We start from the raw sequence: 20,020 nt of genomic DNA on the forward strand, positions 1-20,020 counted from the left end.
CCTCTGTCGGTCCGGGTCCTGTTCGGCCCTACGCGCGCTTATGCGTGAGTTTTTCACGATTCGAAATGCGGCCGCCCCGGTCACCGCATGTCCATTGAATTATGTACCCCTTAGTAAATGCAGGATCCAGGTCCCTGCAACCTGCGGAATGTTATACATGCGCATCAGGACAAAGAAAGCCGACCACCCCAGAACAAAAAAGATCTCAACCCCGCCGATTTTTAACGGGCGCAGCAGTCGGATTTCACCGTCAAAGCCCCTGCAGAACATCGCCAGATGAATGCGCTGGGCCCGGTCCAGGGTCCGCAGCAGCAAATGCCCCAGCAGGTAGCCAAAAATCCTGATCCCCATCGCCTGCCCGTCAAACGTCCGCAAAGACCGTGCCCTGACCATGCGGGCGCCTTCGTCCACCAGGACAAAAAGATATCGGTACAAAAACAGGAGTTGAATGGCAAATATACGAGGGGTTCCCAGCTTCTCCAGGGCCATGCAGACCGCATTAAATCCGGTGCAGGCAATCAGAATCAATGCCGACCCCACCGTCAGGACAAACCGGATCATGATGGATACAAATGAAATCCAGCCGCCGGAAATATTAACCGGCCCCAAGTGTATCATGATTTCCCGGTCAAGTATCGGGTTGAAAATTCCGATCAGAAAAGCAAACGGCAGGACCACTGCAATCTTTTTCAGAATATAAACCGGGGGCAGATTGCCCGATGCCATCAGGATTGTCGGGTAAATAAAAAAGGGGATAAACGCGGAAATTTCGTATTTGTCGAAAGAAACGACCGCAACAATAAACACCAGGGTGGTCAGCAGTTTTGCCCGGGGGTCCAGGCGATGGACAGGGGTATCCTGGCCCGCAAGCCTGTCCATGTGACCGATGTCAAATAATGCGGATCCTATTTTCAATGAATCTCCATAATTTGTTCCAAGGTTCGTACTGAGATATTGCGGCTGCCGAGATTTAAAACGGCTTGTCAGTTGCTTGTTGTCGGTTGTCCGTTGGCGACAATGCCGTTGACTTATGTCCTTGGCTACGGACAACTGACCACGGACACTTCTTCAGCCTTCAGTCTATTTACCTTCAGCCTTCAGCCTATCCACCTTCAGCCTAATTTCTGCCCCTTTCGCTTTTTGATAAAAAAACCGATCAGCATAACCATTACCAACGTCAGGGCGCCGCCCACCAGTCCGGAAAGGGACGTTCCGGCATCTACGGCCGGAAGGGTCGTAGTCCCCTGGGGTTCAGGTTCAGCGGAATTCTTGAAGCCGTAATCCGGCAGGAAGGAGAATATTTGCTGAATCCGGGATAGAGACCCATGCAGACCGGTTTCGGGTGTTTTTAACTCCTCAGATCCGGATGTTTTGGCCATGGACCACTCCAGGCCGTCGGGGTGCGTGGATGCAAACCATGAAAAGGCGCCGCCGATAAAGAGGGTGGCCGCGAGAATTCCCACAAGAATATTTTTAAGGGGAAGACTGCCCAACGGAACGGCAGCCGCCGCGTTCTCCAAAATTTCCGGACGCGATTTCCAGATAAACAGCACCACCGCAGCAGTGGCAATTCCTTCGACAAGTCCGATGGCCAGATGAATGGGCTGCATCAAAAGAATGAAGCTGTTCATCGGCAGTTCCGTAATGCCCGACAGCACGGTCTGAAGCACCACTCCCAGCGACCCCAGTTGAAGCCCCAGCACAGACGCCAGCAGCGCCCCTGTCAAGATGCGAACACGGGTGGCCCGGTAACCGGCGATTTTTTTATAAATAAACGGATAGGCCATAAAACAGGGGGAAAAACCCAGGTTGAATATATTGCAGCCCAGAGCCAGCAGTCCGCCGTCGGCAAAAAAGAGGGCCTGAACGGTCAGGACCGAGGCGATCGTGAGAAAGGCGGCATATGGTCCCAGTAAAATCGCCAGAATCATCCCGCCGCCCAAGTGGCCGCTGGAGCCGGTGGCCGGGATGCTGAAGTTGATCATCTGGGCGGCAAAAATAAAAGCGCCCAGAACACCCATCAAGGGGACCTTGCCGTTGTCAAGCTCCTTTTTCACCTTCTGGGAACAGTAACCGATCAGGCCTGCCGATGCAGCCCACATTGTCCCGCCCACCGCCGGTGATACCAACGCGTCTGCCATGTGCATAATTTATGCTCCAATAAAAAAACCACGAACATCAAGTATCTTCATGATACCCATTTCTTCGTGGTTGTGTTTTGATACTCAATTCATGCCGGCAGCAGGCTTCGGCCTACGATTAAAAACTTTATAATAAATACCCAAAAGGATGTCAATCTTTAAAGTTTATTAGATCGGCAATTAGACATAACAACTCGTCATTGCCTTTTGCCACAGCCGCCCGGCATCAAGTCGGGACAAACTGCGGCGGGAATCCGGTATTCTTAAGAGCATTTCTGGATTCCGGCTCTCCTCCCGCAGGGCGGGGTGCGGCCGGAATGACATATATAATTGCCTGGTAAAAATAGCAGTCACATCGGCAGAAAAGCGGCCTTGCTTTAGGAGGCCATCCACAAAGTGCTATTTGTTTCGGTCCCGCCGCGCCATCGCCCGGTCAAGGTTTCGGCGCGCATTGACATTGTCCGGCGTAATTCGCAACACTTCTTTAAAGTGCAGAATCGCCTCGTCTATATTTCCAATGCGCATCAGCGCCGCCGCCAAATTGTTGTGGGCTTCAAAAAAATCAGGGTCACTCCTTATCGCTTCGTTATAATGCGCGACCGCTTCATCGGCACGGCCGTGTGCCAGCAGAATATTTCCAAGATTAAAATGGGCGGCCTTATTAACCGGATCGATCCTGAGCGTCTTGATATAATATTCGGCAGCTTCCGGAATCCTCCCCTGCTCCTGAAATGATGTTCCCAGATTAAAGTAAGCCTGGCTAAATTCCGGATCGATTTTGATTGCCCGCAAGTATTGATCCTCGGCCTCTTTGGCCTTCCCCTGACGTTGCAGGGCAGACCCCAGCTTGGTAAGAATTGCCGGGTCATTGGGGTCGGTTTGCAAGGCTTTTGAATAATGATAAATGGCTTCCTCGGTTCTATTTTGTGTGAATAAAGCAACACCCAAGTTATAATGGGCCTCTTTAAAGTCAGGATCGATCTGTAAGGCTCTATCATACTTATCAATAGCATCGGCAATTTTCCTCTGACCCTGCAATGCATTTCCAAGCCCTACAAGCGCCTCCTTATTATTCCGGTCCCCACGCAGTGCCGCTAAAAAATAATCAATAGCGCCTTTATTTTGTCCGCGTTCGTTCAGGATATTTCCCAGATTGATATGCGCTTTTTTAAAAGTTGAATCAATCCTCAACGCTATTAAATAATGCTCGATAGCCTTTTCTTTAAGGCCCTGCTTGTTCAATGCATTTCCCAGATTATTATGCGATGAAACATCAGCTGGATTAATTTGCAGCGCAGTTAAATAATGGTTGATGGCTTCCGGTATTCTATTAATATCAAACAGTTCAACCCCCAAGTTATTGTGTGCTCTCTGGTTTTTAGGGTTTTTAGATACAACATCCGACCAGAGCGTAATGCCGTCTCGCCAAACCCGATTGCGCAGATACGTGGCCGTTCCAAGAGACAGGATCATCAGAACCATTGCGAGATGAACCAATGTCCGCTTCTTTAAAAAAAATTGAAACAGCAATTCGGCCATTAACAGCGCAAAACTGAACATCGGCAGATAAAGCCGGTGTTCAAAGAGAGCATCCTTTATCGGGACAATGCTGGATTCTACCGACAGAGCGATAAAGAATCCGAAAATACTAAAACTGATCAGCGGCCGCTTTTTCAGGCTCCATACTCCGATGGCGATTATACCTGCTAAAAACAAAAATGCTGCCGGTGTCAGACCGTCAAAAAACCCGCTTTTAAAAGGATACAGATAGTCAAGATTCTGACCGACAGGCAAAAACAAGAGCCGGATATAGATGACCAACACATTGAATTGGGTGCAGAGGTAACTCCACCGGCTAACGGTCTCGGTCTCCGCCATAAGTCGCGAGACGTCTTCAAGCAACCCTCTGCCTTCAGGGCCACCCTGAAAAAAGGCCGAAACTGATAAGACGAAAATCATGAACACCATTAACAGCCCGCCGATCCACGGCAGCTTTTTTTTCCACCCCTGCCGGGTTCGATCAATCAGCAGATACTCGGCCAGCAGGATTGTCAGCGGCAAAGTGGCCGTGTTCTGCTTGCTTAAAAAGGCCAGCACGCCGCAAAAAAATGACAGGGCGTATAACCCTATAAATGCTTTGGATTCGGTATGTGTTTGTGGAACCGTTTTAGCTTTTTTCTTTTTAGATTGAACCGCAGGGGCTGCCTGCTCCTTGCTGCGCTGCTGGATGATTCTGGCCTTTAGATAAAAGAGTAACGAAGCCAGATAAAACAGGGCGGCCATTGATGCATACCGCTGGGCCGTGTAAGTAACCGCCTGGGTCTGGAGGGGATGCGCCGCAAATATCAGGGCCGCCATCAGGGCCTTCAAACGATTCATGGAATCGGGATTTGCCGGGGTTGAAAGGGGTGACCTGTCTTCACTTTTAGAGGAAATGACCGGATCTTGTAATTTTGATAGCTGCATGAAAATTGTTAAGGCAAGAAAATAGACAAGGAATCCGTTTAACAAGTGGATGATAATGTTGACAAGATGATAGCCGAATACATTCAGTCTTCCAAATTCATAATTTAAAGCAAAGGTTAAATCGACAATTGCCCTGGGCCTTATAAGTTGAACTAATGAAAAATAGTTGGACGCATCCCTGATTTTTTTGTTTTCTACAATCGATGTGATATCATCAAAGACAAACGACGCGTGATAGATGTTGCTGTAGATGACAGCAGTCGTTAGGGCAATTAAAACAAATGCAAGCCATGGGCGAGAGAGATACTTATTCATGATTGAAGCCCTTCAATATATACCAAGACCGGCTGAGGTATTCGTATAACGCTTCTGAAGAAACGCACAGACTGCCGGCTGAGGGGATAAATGACTCGATATTTACAGAGATCGCCTCGCCGGTATAATCCGAAGGCGCTGGAATGACATCAAAACCCACTTTCCGATGAAGAATGACCGATCGTCCCATGTGGCGGGCATGGGTAACCAGAATGATCTTTTTTCCTCTTTTTAATATTTTTAACAGATTCAATGCACCCTCATACGTATTTTTCGAATCCTTTTCCAGGACCAGCTCATCCGGCTTTACGCCGATGTCTAGAGCTGTTTGCGCCAATACGCCGCCAAGCGAAACCCCGGGTTTTGAAGGGTCGGCTATGCCGCCGCAAATCACCAGGCGGGGAATGTTAAATTGTCGATAAATCTTTATGCCATGTACCAGCCGTTTTAAAGATTCTGAACCGGGAACCTGCCCCAACCCCACATGGGAAAGGTCCTTTGCACCGGATGAAAGGACCACGACCGCATCAATATCTTTCATATTCTCCGCAAGTGGTGGATATGCACTTTCAAGCGGTCCGATCATGAAATTCGCCACCAGGCTCGTACTTAATAAATATAGCGCCGACAAGCTCAAGATGATCAGCAATTTGCCGCTTTTTCTGTATTTCAATCCCATCAGGAGCGCACCGATAATAACCAAAATCAACAGGCTTGACGGCGGCAATATCAGTTTTAAAACAGTTCTGGCCCATACAAACACGATCTTCATTCCTCCGAAAACAGAGAAATATTCCCCCTCCGTCTATGATAACTATTAAGAGTAGCGGCAGAAAGGGACGTGTTATTTAATAGCCATCATTACATCAAAGGTTTTATGGTAAAATATTATTTTTGTATAACCGATAACGCTTTTTTTAATTCTAAATAGTAATTCCACTTGCCAAAGTAAATTAGATATTTCAGAAACCAATCATTAGGCTTCCCTTTTTTTACTAGTCCACTCCGGATTATTGGATAGGGACCTTCATAATAATACCCTATGATCCTTAAAGGAGGAAACCATTTTTGAAAAAAATACAGGGCAGAATGTTGCAGCTTTATAGTTTTGGGAAATAATTTTCGTTTTGACATATCTATTCCTGAAACTCGATATGTTGTTTTTCTCCATTTTATTGGTATTTTTATATTTAAGCCTGCAAACTTTTCGAATCGCCATGGTCCATAATTTAAACTGTCATCTATCATAATTTTTAATATTTGAGCAAAACGTTGAAGGTTCCAAAAAGCTGGGTGAAGAGAAAATTTGTATTTAAAATCGAGAGTAACATTTTCAAGATTCAGGAACTTTACACCGAGTTTGTCCCCATTGCATTGGAGTCGATTCTGCCCCCAACCGTTCAGACCAATATATGTTGCATCCAATACAGCAAGAAATTCAGGAATAGTAACATTCAGATGTTTGCTATGACATCTTCTTACCGGAGGATGGTCATCAAGAATAAGATAACAGCCCCAAAAACCCATATCAATAAGCCTGTTTACAGCATCATATGTTTCGTGCATCCAGTTGGAGGGGGTCCTTTCGGTAGGGAGCCATCTCTCATTAGTTGATTTTCCACACCCTGAAAAAAAAATGGGGGGATGTTGACCCCAAGACTTGTCGATCTTCTTTTCAGTAAATTCAGCCAGAATTCTACGCTTTGAAAAAGTAGTAATCAGGATACAAATTTGATCATTCGATAATATCATCTTCCGAACTTTTTCTTTTTTTATTTCCGTTTAACTAATGATGCGGTCGGGGGTATTTACAAAGGCCCCTTCCGCTCAAATAATTTGCAAGGAAATGAGGGTTAATTGCGTAAAATCCTGCAAATCCTATAACACATTTAAGAGATAATTACCAATTAATTCTTATAGATAAATTCTTTTCAGGACCGACTACTAAAGAGCGCCTAATAACCACATCAGGGGATGTGGGATCACCCATTAAAGGGTATGTCAAGAAAAAAAACACCTAACCCATACAATAAAATCTCCTTATGGATTAAAAATGAATTTAACAGGCCATAATTTTAAAATATCCCGTGAAAAACGATGGTTGACAATCCGGTTTGTTACAGGCAATTTAGTGTTAGGATATAAAAGCCTTGTGTCGAAGAAGCTGACCTTTGCTCTAAAGGAATCTTCAGCTACATGGGATTAAAAGGAAACGCTCTAAGGGACTGTTTCGGCAGTAAGGAGTGAATCACTCCAGATCTCCTTGCCGCAGTGTCAACGGTGAGACGGAACGGTCGGTGAAAGGGAGGAACCCGACATCTCAACCCTGGCGGGAAAAGATATATTTTCTATTATCAAGGCCGGAAGCTCCCGACTTTTCGTGGAGACAGGCTCCTATAAAGGCGACACCGTTGAATGGGCGACCCGACATTTCGAAAAGGTCTTTTCCATTGAGCTGAGCGCCGAACTTCACCGGTGTTGCATCGAGAGGTTCAAGGGGAACAGCAGGGTTCACCTGATGGAGGGTAATTCGACAACCGTTCTCAATTCACTTATGCCGGACCTTAGAGAAAAGTGTTTTTTCTGGCTCGATGCCCACTTTTCCTCTAGAAACACCGCCTGCGGGAAAGTCTCGGTCCCGCTCCTTCAGGAACTCGATATCATAGGCAACCATCCGATTAAAAATCATATTATAGTGATAGACGATCTCAGGCTCTTCGGTTGGAAGGACGAACGCGGACTGGAAGACTGGGGGGACGTCACGATTGAACACGTGACCTACGCCCTGCGGAAGATCAACGACCGATACAGAATATTCCCCTACAACGACACTCTCGTGGCGGCCGTCAAGGAAGATCTCCTGCCATTTACCGCCCTGCGCCTCTTTGTTAGGAAGATATTGAATCTTATTTTTTCAAGGAAGTGAAGGCCTTTGACACAGTCAAACATAGGCAAATAATTGAAATTTGCTGCGGGGCACTTTGTGCATTCGGCAGACCTTGGAAACGGTAGCCAGTTTTTCAGCAAGTTGTGCAATGTGGGAAGGTTCTGTGCTAATTTGGTTTTGGCTGTCATGGTTTGATCCTTTCGGTTTGGTTTGTAATTTGCGCATAACAATCATAACCGAGGGGACGACCCACCACCGCTTTTAAACTTTGCATTGCCGGACCTTGTCCCTAACTCAAACTGTCCAGGAAGATCTGGACTTATACAAATAATTTTATCAGCATCTTTGCTGATTTTGTGAATCGCTTTTTATCTCTAAGCAACACGCTATCAAATAACGCTGTGAGCAAAAGCCTCGTCATTTCCATGCGTTTTAAATTTGTGATATCTGTGCCTTGTCTTCTAAAAAAAGCGTTATATCTTGCAATCGTAAAAGAAATTTTACCTGTTCTGGCCTTTTTGGAATCATGTCCTTGTGACCCGGGCAGAACCCTGTGATAGTACAAAACTTTGTCCAGAAACCATAATTTCGTAATTTCCTCCATTTTAAAGTAAAGATCTTTATCTTCAGCATAGAGGATTTCGTTATCAAACCCTTCTGTTTCTAAAAAATTATGTTTTTTAAAGGTCCTGAATGCACTGACAATATTACACTGCAAATTGCTTTTTCCGGCAGGTATCGCTTTGCTGAATCCTATTTGCACCGGCTTTAAGTTCGCATCGCAGTACATAAATTGTGAATATATCAGACCGCAATCCGGATTTTTACGATACCCGTCGAGTATGCTCTCCACCGCATCTTCGCTGAGCGCATCGTCACTGTCGAGTATCCCCAATATGTCTGAAAAGGAATTTTGGATCAATCTGCGGAGGGTTTCTATGTATCCTGAGTTTTTTTCATTTCTGTAATATCGTATCCTACGGTCAGTCAAATACGGGCGAATGATTTCTTCGGAGTTATCCGTTGAGGCGTCATCGACAATAATGAGTTCCCAGTTTTTATGGGTTTGCCTCAGTACTGACTCAATTGCTGCGGCGATGTACGTCCCATTATTATAATTGGCCATCAGAACAGAAAAGTCCGGCTGATTATCAATGGAATAGACAGAATCTTGCGGTTCGTTTGGGTTGGATTTTCTTTTGGCTAATTCTACGTAATATTTCTGAGATTCTTTGAACTTTTTTGAAATCCCTTGATCGTGCTGTCTCCATCCGTAAAGATATTCCGGGATGTTTGCCAATTTGTATTTTTCAGAAAGCCTTACAAAAAGATCATAATCCTGAGCAGTCCTTATCGACTCATCATACAGCCCAACACCATATACACACTTTTTTCTGAAAAGGGCGGAACCGTGTGCAATGCAGTTATCATGTTTAAGATATTCTTTAATCTCTTTATCGCCTATAGGCTTTTCGATTGTATAGATTATTTTTGATTTGGTGTTTATCACTTTAATAAATGATCCGACGACCGCGTAGTCATTATTTTTTTCAAGAAAATCGTACTGTTTTTCAAATCTTTGCGGGTAGGATATGTCATCGGCATCCATGCGCGCAATATAGCGGCCTTTCGATTGTTTCAATCCACGATTGAGAGATTGGGTCAGACCGATATTCTCCTGATTGAACAGGCGAACGCGCGGGTCTGATAAAGATTCAAGGATATCGCGCGTATGGTCGGTTGAACCGTCATTGATAATAATGAATTCAAAGTCATTAAATGTCTGGGAGAAAATACTGTCTACGGCCGCGCGTAGATATGTTTCGCCGTTATAGACAGACATGACAACCGAAATGGCTGGATATTTTAAACCGTTATTTTGCAACGAAAAGTCCTCAACGCTTAAGCCTTTTAAAAACCGGCAACAAAGAAGATGCCGCCTACGGTCTAGTATATTTTATCAGGCTTGCTCCAGTCAGCTCTAAGTTTTCTTATATTTTTCCACCGGAGGTATTTGATATCAGCCGGACATATTGATCGGTTTATCCTTAGATACGTCAACAGCGTTAATATTAGAACGATCAATATTTCCAGAGGCTTGATAAATTTGAGGAGCGTTATGCCCTTACTCTCCAGCAGGTGACGGTAATATCCGTAAAGCCTGTTTGCCGGAACCCAACCGTAATGGCTGTAAACGACAGCTATCCCTTCCTTGTGGCTGTGTAGTGCCTGGTTTTTGTCAACGGTCTTTGAGCTTTCATGGAGCCGATAACAGGAAAGATATTTTTCGAGATATTTTGTCTGAAATTCTTTACCGATTTTTATCCAAAGGTCATAATCCAGAGAGTAATTCAATTGGGCATTCAACCCTCCGACCTTATCATATGCATCTCTTTTGAAAAAAACGGACGGCTGGCTGATGAAATTGAACATTGCCAGACGCTGGAAATCGAATTTTTCCGTAGGATAGGATCCGTTAATGTTTCCTTCCTGATCCGTAAAATAGGATTTGCCGTACACCAGTTTTATCTCCGGGTTAGAGACAAACAAGTTCACCGCTTTGGACACTGCACCCGGAAGAATCGTATCGTCAGAATTGAGCCAGCACACGATCTCTCCTGATGTCTTTTTTATGCCTTTATTGATCGCGTCGGCCTGCCCCTTGTCTTTTTCGGAAATCCATTTCAGTCGGCCCAGGTATTGCTTGAGAATATCGATGGTGTTGTCATTCGAACCCCCATCAACAATAAGGTATTCTATATTCGGATAATCCTGCCCCAAAACGCTTTGTATCGTCTCTTCAATAAATTGACCCTGGTTGTAGGACGGGGTGATGATCGAGACTTTGGGGCTTTGCAAGGTAGTCATCCGTGTTTTCCAGTTTTTTGATGATCATTACGATGAATCATAAAATAGAACCATAGAGATCAGCATATTGCCTTGAGATATCCTTTACATCGAAAGAAGCCACTGCTATTTTTCTAGCTGTTGTGCACAATTTTCGATATCTCGCATCATCAGATAGTACCCATTCAATACCGGAAGCAAGATCGAAGGTGTCAAACGGCTTTGCCAGATAGCCGTTGTTTTTGTGTTCTATCATGTCGGGCATTCCGCCAATATGAAATGCAGTAACAGGCGTACCGCATGCCAAGGATTCGACGACGGTATTGGGCAGATTATCTTCTCTTGAAGGAACGAGCATCAAATCCGCTGCATTATATAGAAGTGTCATGCTGATTTCGTCTTGAACATACCCGGTGTAATGTACAGGGAGACCAAAATCAGGAGGATTTAGGGGCTTGCCGGAACCGAATACAATCAATTCAACGTTTTTAGAAAGGCAGGAGGGAAGACCCTTTATTCCCTCAAAAAGGAGATCTGATCCCTTACTGTAATTTCTAATCCCATTTGCCGATCGATCCATTCCAAAGAGTATCAGTTTTTTATTTTGAGGGAAATTCCATATTTCGCGGGCGGCTCTTTTTTTGATGGGTTTGAAAAGGTTGAGATCAAGGCCGTTATGAATCACTTCAATTCTGCGATTTCTGAAGAGTCTGCTTTCACCGGCGCAAGCAGCCAGCCAGGTGCTCGGGGTTACGATGGTAATGGCGATATCTTTCCAAGCCTCGAGTTTCCGTTTCAAGACGGATTTGCTAAGATCGTTCTTGCCTCCCCTAAACAACTGCGGACAGTTCCCGCACGCCGTTTTAAAATTTTCGCATCCGCCGCTATAGTGGCATCCTCCGGTAAAGGCCCACATGTCATGAAGCGTCCATACTATCGGGCACTTTATTTTTTTTAGATTTTCAATTCTGAGCATCCCATCACAAATCCAATGGAGATGAACGATGTCAGGCGAGGATGAATCAATTTGCTTGGGAATAACTGAAAAGGGAAGCAAGGCCGGAGAAAATACGCTTTTGGACACTCCTGAAAGGAGCTTGACAGAAAGCCCATCAACTATTGGTCTGAGGAAAGAAATCCCTTTTGAGATATTATTGACAGGACCAGCAACGTTTATATCGTCGCCGCTTTTAAATTGGACAAGCATACTTGAGCTGATACCCTGGCGACTTAATCCATTATGAATGCGATAGACAGCACGGGCTGCACCGCCTTGTAAATCGTGGCTGTTAATATGGAGGATCTTCATCTTGTATTAAATCGACTATTGTTTCCGTTTAAAGACAACGGTGACCGAGTGACCATGGGGGCGCAGGTTGAAGCTTTCCAATCCTTTTGAATAAAATTTTCCCAGTCCCCGTGCAACTATCCCGATTATTCGGTTGCCAAATGTCTTATCCAAAAGGCGTCTTTTTAATCCGAACAATCTCTTTAACGCCCCCGAGGCAACGGTTGACGCGTACCACTCGAGGTGAATATCCGCCAGTAGTTCGTGGTGGAGATGGATCAATTGAATGCCAAAAACATCTCCCATTTTTTTAAGCGTGTCATCACTCCACCAGGTCAAATGATGAGGTGGCATGTTCAGTATACCATTTTCTACTTCCGTCAAAAAGGAGTCTGCACTTGGGACAGAGCAAATCAGCAATCCTCCAGGCTTCAAACAGGTTATAGCCGATTCGATAAAACCATGCAAATTCACTATGTGCTCCAGTACCTGGAAAAAACAGACCACATCATATTCTTTGGGATGTTTTTCCGCATGTTTCTCTATCGTCTCCGTTAAAATGGTAGCGCCGTTTTCCCCGCCGGCGCTTGCTGCTTCCATACTGAGTTCGAGTCCTACATAATCCCCGGTTTCAACTTTTAGGGCGAAGGCCCCCTTTCCGCAGCCAACTTCAAGAACTTTGTCTGTAGGCTTGAGGAATTTCCGTGCAAAATCATATTCTTCCTTTTCATCAAGATAGTACCATTCGTATTTCTGAAGCTGTCGGTAAAATACACCACTGCCCGTTGGCGCAGGGGAAAAAAAGCTCAAACCGCACCCCTTGCAGCCGGCAAAAGAAATTCGGCTGCTCACAGATATTTCCTGCCGAACGTCTATATTTAAATAAGCCTTGTATGCGGAAATAAGCTCTGGCGCGGAAATGATTTCCGTAATCTCGGTACGGTTGCTTGAACATAAAGGGCAAACAATGGGCATTATGACCTCTGAAAAGCGTCTTGAATTCTATAAAAAAGCTTTCTTGATAATACGTGAAATCCTATGCGGCCAAGGCTGCGAATTTAAGAGATACTGCTTTATCCTTTCGACAACCATTGGATTTTCGGCAACAATGTCTTCAAATTCGGTTATTTCCCCCGCAAGCGTTCTATTGCAATATTTTTGAGTCTTAACACAATGGGCTCCGGTCCCGTCATGACCTATATTTTCCACCAGTGATTTTGTAGGATGTAGACAGAGTCCATCCTTTAAGAAAACACTGAAATACCATTTGATAGCCCAGGTGTGGATCCGACCCTTCAAGTTCAGTTCGACATGATTCCAATAATCATTGTATACGCCGCCCATGTTGAATTCGTTTTTCATCGCAGGTGTAAATTGTCCGACCCGGCTTTTTAGATCGGGGTCGAAATGGTCCCACGCCCGTTTCCAGGTTGCCCATCCCCAGCATGAGGCCGGGCGATAAAAAAAAGTCTGGGGAAAATCTTTGCCTTCAATGGGGTACATATAGCCGGCAATGTGCATCACTTTTTCAATTTTTTTATATTTATTCAAAGCATCGTTCATATAGTTTAGAAAATACGGGGCGGTAACCAGATCATCTTCAAGTACAATGATGCGCTCGAACTTGTTAATAACCTCAGTTACGCCTGGAATAATTGAATCAGCCAAGCCTCGGTTTCTTTCTCTCTCGATGACCTCTGTGGAACGAAAGCCGTCGACGGTTTTCAGATACTTCCGAACCGCCCCCACCCGTAGGTTGTCAGCCTCATTTCGGGGGCCATCTGAATAGACAACCAGATCCGTCTGCTTGGCCAATTTGTTCAAGCGCAGCGCCTTTACTGTCTGTTCGGTATGCCATAAACGATTGTATGTGAAGAGTGCTACCGGTGCAAAAGTCATCTTAATACTCGAAATCGATTTGATTTGGAACCTCTGCTTGAAGACAAGGTGTCCACGAGAGCCCCCAGCTCATAAAAGAAAGGGGCGCCATAATCATACATCCTGGTTTTGAAATGGTTCCTGTCCGGGAAAAGACATTTCAGGCATCGTGTGGCTGTCAGGAATAGGCCCCCCATGTGTGACAGTATCGAACGCCTCTGGTCGAAAATCCTTTGGTAACCCAGGCCGTTTTGAAAAGAAGATTTGAACAGCCATTTGAGGCTGAGTTTGTATTCCGCCAGAAGATGTTCAACCCTGATCTTCGGCGCATAGTAAACGGGGATACCCTTCCGGTCAATTTCGAGAACAAACCTTGTTTCTTCACCATAGGATATCTTGTCGCCACGCATCCCCAGCTTCTGGTTGAATCCTCCCATTTCCTCAAGAAGGGCTCTTGAAAACACCATGTTCGTTCCTTTGAGCCATTCCCTGCCGATCCGGATCGCCCGTTCTTCATCCCCCAGCGACCAGCTGCCATACCCCTTTGGGAACCAGTCTGGAAGAGGGGTATCGGCAAATGCAACATACGGCCCTCCGAAAGCGCGAACGTCAGGGTGCCTTTCTATGAACGAATAAATTTCCTGGATCCAGTTTCCGGGAGCCTTGGCATCATCATCGATATAGGCGACATATTCACCCCGCGCTTCTTTCCAGCCCCGGTTGCGGGCATAGGAAAGGCCTTGAGCTGATTCGAAAAAAATTCGGAAGTTGGAATATTTTCGGGCATATTTTTCAGCAATTGCAGCGGTATCATCTGTACAATTGTTGTTAATGATAAGGACTTCGTAAAGAGATGCTGAGAGAGTCTGTCTAGCCAGTGACGATAGACACAATCGCAGCAAGGCAGCTCGGTTATAGGTGCAAACAACGGCTGTGATTTTCATAATCTACCATTTAACAAATTGTATTCAGATAACGGATACCGTTCGCATTGTCAATGCGGCTTTTCTCTATTCAATCTTAAACGCTTGGATTTTTGGCAAAAGAAGCCTGACATGCCGCTGTCCATCCTGTGCCTATCCCTGTCGAAGTTGGGGCTATCAGGACATCATACGAAAAATCCATTGACAAAGTTTTATGCTATGTTATATTTAATGAAATTTCAGAATTTTATGAAAATTATAAACCATGGAAAATAATATTGCAACAGAAATCCGGATGCGGCTGGTTGAAGTGGGCGGGAAAACTTCTCAGGACCTGGGGATGGGGCGTATCGTGGGACAGATTCTGATGTACCTGTATCTCCAGGAAGGAGAGTGCTCCCTTGACCAGATTGGTGAAGACCTGGGGTTGAGTAAAGCAGCCGTAAGCACTGCTGTTCGTCAGTTAGAAAGTTTGGGCCTGCTGCGCCAGGTCTGGCGAAAAGGGGATCGAAAGAACTATTACCGGACAGCGGACGACATCGGAACAGCCTTACAGAACGGGCTGCTGGCATTCGTCCGTCAGAAAGTCCAGTCTGTGGCCATGGAGATCGACTCCGCCAATGAAATACTTGAAAAAGAGATCAACAATCCCGACGCATCCACAGATATCCATTTTGTTCACAGCCGGGTGAAAAGGGCAAAATATCTCCGGGATATGGCTGCGAATCTACTGAATAGTCCGCTGCTCGGATTTTTAAAAAAAGTTTGACGCACTGTTGTTATATGTAATTTATGGCACAGATACACATCAAGGCAAACAGACCCTGGCTTTACATAGACTGGAGAGGCATACTTCAGTATCGTGATTTGTTGTGGCTCCTGGTTGTGAGGGACTTTGTGGTTCTATATAAGCAGAGCATTTTAGGACCTTTATGGTTTATCATTCAACCGCTTGCCACGACAATCGTATTTGTTGTGGTCTTCGGACATATTGCAAAGATCGGCACTGGCGGCATCCCCAATCTGTTATTCTACATGAGCGGCACTATTTTCTGGACTTACTTTCATAACTGCCTGATAAAGATTTCAGGTGCGCTCATCTCAAATGCCAATCTCTTTAAAAAAGTGTTTTTCCCAAGGCTTATCGTTCCTTTTTCCATCGTGGTCAGCAATTTGGGGATATTACTGCTTAATCTTATCATGTTGGCCGCATTTTTTTTATACTTCCTCTTTTACACCGAAGCCAGAATCGCACCCGGTTTGGAGCTCGTTGTGGTATTGCCGCTCCTCATACTGCAATGCGCAACCATTGGACTCGGTGTCGGGCTTTGGGTTTCGGCATTAACCGTCAAGTATCGTGATTTAGGATTCGCGGTGCCGTTCCTGTCACAACTATGGATGTTCATGACGCCTGTGGTTTATCCGGTCAGTGAATTTCCGGCAAAGTGGCGATGGATTTTAAAAATTAACCCCATGACAAGTGTTATGGAACTGGCCCGGCACAGCCTGTTTGGTGTAGAGACCATGTGGCAAGAGTATATCGTCTCCGGCGCCATTTTAGCTGTAATTCTCTTGGTAACCGGCGTGCTGGTCTTCAACAAGGTCCAGCGCACTTTTGTAGATACCATTTAGATCCAAAATTGATAAAGAAGTCAGATTTTAGCAAACTGAATATTTCTAAAAAAGATCAACATGACTAAATCGGCAATCGAAATAAAAGGTATTTCCAAAAAGTATCGCCTGGGCGTCACGGGCCGAAAGACACTCCAGGACGAAATCAGATACTGGTGGTACAAGGTAAAGGGAAAAGATCCGAGGCAGTTCATGATGAACGTTGTTGAAACCGGGCTCGGCACGGATAAGGAACGCTTGCCGAACGGTAGCGAATTCTGGGCTTTAAAAGATATCTCTCTGACCGTTAATCAGGGAGAAGTTGTCGGCATTATCGGACGGAACGGGGCCGGCAAGTCAACGTTATTGAAAATTTTGAGTCGAATAACTGAACCCACCTCGGGTGAGGCGTTTATTGACGGACGTGTTGGTTCTTTGCTCGAGGTCGGAACAGGATTTCATCCTGAACTTACCGGCCGGGAGAACATTTATCTCAACGGCGCAATTCTTGGCATGAAAAGATCTGAAATCACTAGTAAATTTGACGATATCGTTGAATTTGCGGAAATAGACAAGTTCATCGATACACCCGTCAAACGTTATTCCAGCGGCATGTATGTCCGTCTGGCATTTGCAGTAGCCGCCCACTTGGAGTCCGAGATCCTGCTGGTCGATGAGGTGCTGGCAGTGGGCGACGCGGCGTTTCAGAGGAAATGTCTCGGCAAAATGGGGGAGGTGGCAACAGAAGGAAGAACCATATTGTTTGTCAGTCATAATATGGGCGCCATAAACCAATTATGCAAACGTTGTATACTGCTGGACAGAGGCCATCTAATTAAAGACGATACGACTGATACTGTTATTTCATCCTATGCCAAAGAATCCGTCCACTACGATGAGAAAGCCGACAGAAAATGGGAAAGAAAGGGGTCCGGGAAAGTTCGCATCCTTTCTATTTCCTTATTGGATGAGAACAACCATGCATGTAACACGTATCGCATGGGACAAGTCATGAAGATTAAATTGTTGGGAGATGCAATTGAGCCTGACATTGATTTTACGTTGGCAATCCAGATTGTTACCCTTACAGACATCCCTGTATTGTATCTAAATAATCCTTTGAATATTTTTCGAACATCCTTGAAGAAGGACTTTCGCATCGAAATAAATATACCGGATTTACCTTTGATGCCGGGATCATACTTTTTGCATATATGGGTTGGTCGCGTAAGAAGAGAGCTGTTTGACTATGTAAAATATATTGCATCCTTTGACATCTTACAAGGCAAAAAAGTACGGCTACCCCTTCGCACAAATTACCAACTAGGACTTGTTTATCTTGAATTATCGGCCACACAATTGAAATAGATAATGATAGATAATAAGGACATTTCAAAAAGTTAAAAAGGTTTTGAACGGCTCTTTCAAAATAGTTTTTTTCTACATCTTTTGTTCCTGGAATCTGTTGGCAGTCTCATAGATGGATTTTTGTTAATATTTTATTAACCCAGAAGATCCTTGTCGCTACTACATGGTATTAAAATGAAATATTATTTACTGGCAACACATCGAAGAAAAAAGCTAGACAAATTACAAGATATGTATAAAAAGTATTATTCTGGAATCGTTTTGGATATAGGCGGCAGAAATAGAGGCAAGTTTGTTAAACCAAAGGACAAAGTCAAAAAATGGATTTTTGCAGATATAGAGAAGAAACATAATCCGGATATTTTATTAAACGTTGAAAACATGTATCTAATCGATTCACAAAGCGTGGACATTGTTAATGCCATTGAATTATTAGAGCATGTAAAAAATCCTGAAAAAGGCTTAGATGAAATTACAAGGGTCCTAAAAGAAAAAGGGAAATTATTTTTATCTATGCCATTCCTTTACGGGATACATGCAGATCCTTATGATTTTCAAAGATGGACTGAATACAAACTAAAATCAGAATTAAAAAAAAGAAATTTCGAAATTTTAAAATTTCATATAATGGGTCGAATGTTTACCGCTATGGTCGATATGATACGTCAAGCAGTAAAGAGATGGCCGTTACCATTAAGAATCCTGGCATATCTATTTTATCCGCTGATGGATTTACTAATCAAAATCGACGATATTTATAAAACAAACTGGCACGCAGGGTATTTCCTAATTGCAGAAAAAAAGCATGTTATTCAATAACTACTCAATCTTTGCATTTCTAAAATGGTCTACAGCATCTGTTAATTTTTCCAAATGGGTACGAAATTCTTTATTTGACTTCACGATTTCTAAAAGATTCTTCTGTACGAGTATCTGACCAAGGGATCTGAACACTTTGTATGTTGCATATCTGATGCGGTCAGAATGTCGAATACTTGTCTGGCAAAAATGATCGGGGAAGATGTGTCCCAATACGGATATATAGTGTAACAAATAAGGATCTATTTATGGCGGGAATAAATAGCCATATAAAAACCAAAATGCAGCTGCTCACCAGCTTTTTAAGGATGAAGCCCAGCTTTATTATTGTTGGTGAGGCCAAATGCGGTACGACGTCGCTTTACCGCTACCTGAATCAGCATCCTGATATATTGCCGGCGGATGTGAAGGAGCCGGGAAACTTTATCCAGTGCGGCGGCAGTGAAATGTTCTGCCGGATGCACTATCCGTTGCAACTGAAAGCACTGGTAAGATCATGGCAGGGGCAAACGACGCTGACCGGAGAGGCAACGGCCGAATATTTTTCCAGAACAGAAGTTCCCATCAATATTCGAAAAGTTGTCCCGAATGCAAAGATAATTGTTATGTTCAGAAACCCCGTGACGCGTGCCTTTTCGGATTACCAGATGCTTAATCAAAATGGGATAATAAATGAGTCGTTTGAGACAATTGCAGAACGTTCAATTAAATGGTTGGCCGATGACAATTTAAAGCCCTTGATTGATATTGTTCGTCAGGTCGAGCATAATCCCTTCCGCGTTATTGAAAGAGGCCTGTACTGCACGAAACTAGACTATTGGCGAAAGCATTTCGACAATCGGTCGATTCTTTTTATTAAAAGCGAGGATATGTTCAATAGGCCTCAGGATATCGTAAACAGCGTTTTTGAATTTCTGGATCTGAAACCTTATGTACTGAAGGACTTGTCGATAAAAAGGAAAGGCGTCTACAATTCCCTTTTAAGCCGTGAGGCTGCAAATAGGCTTAAAGAATTCTATAGGCCTTTTAACCAGGAATTATACAACTTGGTGGGCAGGAATTTCAATTGGGAGGCAGAAACCGAAAAATTATTGTCGGATTTGTCAGTATAAGAGGACATTTTTACGTTGCAGAATTTCTTAAAAAAATATTTATCCGGAAATATAGCCCGAAAAAGAGGGTCAGACCGAAGAATCGCCTTCAGCATGAAACCGGTAGAGGGACCCTGGGGCGGAAGCAACGTTTTTGTCTTGCAACTGAGTGATTTTCTGAAGCGCCGTGGTTATACGGTTGTCTATGACTTAGATCATGACCTGGACGTTATCATTTTAGTCGATCCCAGGACCGACAATGAATATAAAATATTCGGGCCGGAACAAATTACGGGATTCAAAAAAAGAAATCCAAATGTCAGGGTTTTGCATCGAATAAATGAGTGCGACCGGCGCAAGAATACGGCTTTTATGGATTCGATGCT

18 protein-coding genes are annotated in these 20,020 nt (G+C 44.3%); 7 read left to right on the plus strand and 11 right to left on the minus strand.

Features of this window, described 5'->3' with window-relative positions; genetic code table 11:
* Positions 1-99: 99 nt before the first annotated feature.
* From cbiQ to P1P89_16645, 5 genes are all read right to left on the minus strand, one after another.
* Positions 100-915: a cobalt ECF transporter T component CbiQ gene (gene cbiQ, locus P1P89_16625; GenBank protein MDF1593141.1), complete on the minus strand. Its 816-nt coding sequence runs from the start codon at positions 913-915 to the stop codon at positions 100-102.
* Positions 916-1,112: 197 nt separating this feature from the next.
* Complete coding sequence (locus P1P89_16630; GenBank protein ID MDF1593142.1) at positions 1,113-2,147, minus strand: energy-coupling factor ABC transporter permease; 1,035 nt, start codon at positions 2,145-2,147, stop codon at positions 1,113-1,115.
* Positions 2,148-2,540: 393 nt separating this feature from the next.
* The gene (locus P1P89_16635) at positions 2,541-4,922 is read right to left on the minus strand and encodes a tetratricopeptide repeat protein (GenBank protein MDF1593143.1); all 2,382 of its coding nucleotides are present in this window, start codon (positions 4,920-4,922) and stop codon (positions 2,541-2,543) included.
* Positions 4,915-5,694, minus strand: a complete 780-nt coding sequence (locus tag P1P89_16640) for a YdcF family protein (GenBank protein ID MDF1593144.1) — start codon at positions 5,692-5,694, stop codon at positions 4,915-4,917. The genes P1P89_16635 and P1P89_16640 overlap by 8 nt, the downstream gene beginning before the upstream one ends.
* Before the next feature lie 116 nt (positions 5,695-5,810).
* Positions 5,811-6,488, minus strand: a complete 678-nt coding sequence (locus P1P89_16645; GenBank protein ID MDF1593145.1) for a hypothetical protein — start codon at positions 6,486-6,488, stop codon at positions 5,811-5,813.
* 814 nt (positions 6,489-7,302) lie between these two features.
* Between P1P89_16645 and P1P89_16650 the strand changes: the two genes are divergently transcribed.
* On the plus strand, positions 7,303-7,848 hold the full coding sequence (locus P1P89_16650; protein ID MDF1593146.1) for a hypothetical protein: 546 nt from the start codon (positions 7,303-7,305) through the stop codon (positions 7,846-7,848).
* 280 nt (positions 7,849-8,128) lie between these two features.
* Here P1P89_16650 and P1P89_16655 read toward each other — a convergent pair whose 3' ends face one another.
* From P1P89_16655 to P1P89_16680, 6 genes are all read right to left on the minus strand, one after another.
* Positions 8,129-9,694 carry a glycosyltransferase gene (locus P1P89_16655; GenBank protein ID MDF1593147.1) on the minus strand — a complete coding sequence of 522 codons (1,566 nt, stop codon included), beginning with the start codon at positions 9,692-9,694 and terminating at the stop codon, positions 8,129-8,131.
* Positions 9,695-9,756: 62 nt separating this feature from the next.
* On the minus strand, positions 9,757-10,677 hold the full coding sequence (locus P1P89_16660) for a glycosyltransferase family 2 protein (GenBank protein ID MDF1593148.1): 921 nt from the start codon (positions 10,675-10,677) through the stop codon (positions 9,757-9,759).
* Positions 10,678-10,714: 37 nt separating this feature from the next.
* The gene (locus P1P89_16665; protein MDF1593149.1) at positions 10,715-11,965 is read right to left on the minus strand and encodes a glycosyltransferase family 4 protein; all 1,251 of its coding nucleotides are present in this window, start codon (positions 11,963-11,965) and stop codon (positions 10,715-10,717) included.
* A 15-nt stretch (positions 11,966-11,980) separates the two neighbouring features.
* Positions 11,981-12,919: a class I SAM-dependent methyltransferase gene (locus P1P89_16670; protein MDF1593150.1), complete on the minus strand. Its 939-nt coding sequence runs from the start codon at positions 12,917-12,919 to the stop codon at positions 11,981-11,983.
* Between the two features lie 27 nt (positions 12,920-12,946).
* On the minus strand, positions 12,947-13,612 hold the full coding sequence (locus P1P89_16675; GenBank protein MDF1593151.1) for a hypothetical protein: 666 nt from the start codon (positions 13,610-13,612) through the stop codon (positions 12,947-12,949).
* 227 nt (positions 13,613-13,839) lie between these two features.
* Positions 13,840-14,766 (minus strand): glycosyltransferase family A protein, encoded by a 927-nt coding sequence (locus P1P89_16680; GenBank protein MDF1593152.1) that lies wholly within the window; start codon positions 14,764-14,766, stop codon positions 13,840-13,842.
* A 244-nt stretch (positions 14,767-15,010) separates the two neighbouring features.
* On the opposite strand from P1P89_16680, the gene P1P89_16685 reads away from it, so the two are divergent.
* The 6 genes from P1P89_16685 to P1P89_16710 form a co-directional block, all read left to right on the plus strand.
* Complete coding sequence (locus P1P89_16685; protein MDF1593153.1) at positions 15,011-15,514, plus strand: MarR family transcriptional regulator; 504 nt, start codon at positions 15,011-15,013, stop codon at positions 15,512-15,514.
* A 23-nt stretch (positions 15,515-15,537) separates the two neighbouring features.
* Positions 15,538-16,377 (plus strand): ABC transporter permease, encoded by an 840-nt coding sequence (locus P1P89_16690; GenBank protein MDF1593154.1) that lies wholly within the window; start codon positions 15,538-15,540, stop codon positions 16,375-16,377.
* Positions 16,378-16,569: 192 nt separating this feature from the next.
* On the plus strand, positions 16,570-17,724 hold the full coding sequence (locus P1P89_16695) for an ABC transporter ATP-binding protein (GenBank protein MDF1593155.1): 1,155 nt from the start codon (positions 16,570-16,572) through the stop codon (positions 17,722-17,724).
* 174 nt (positions 17,725-17,898) lie between these two features.
* A complete protein-coding gene (locus P1P89_16700; protein MDF1593156.1) occupies positions 17,899-18,543 on the plus strand; it encodes a methyltransferase domain-containing protein in 645 nt (214 codons plus the stop codon).
* Positions 18,544-18,719: 176 nt separating this feature from the next.
* On the plus strand, positions 18,720-19,655 hold the full coding sequence (locus P1P89_16705; GenBank protein MDF1593157.1) for a sulfotransferase: 936 nt from the start codon (positions 18,720-18,722) through the stop codon (positions 19,653-19,655).
* Between the two features lie 93 nt (positions 19,656-19,748).
* On the plus strand, positions 19,749-20,020 hold a 272-nt coding region (locus tag P1P89_16710), incomplete at its 3' end, for a hypothetical protein (GenBank protein ID MDF1593158.1).

Source organism: Desulfobacterales bacterium (genome assembly GCA_029211065.1).
Classification (GTDB): Bacteria; Desulfobacterota; Desulfobacteria; order Desulfobacterales; family JARGFK01; genus JARGFK01.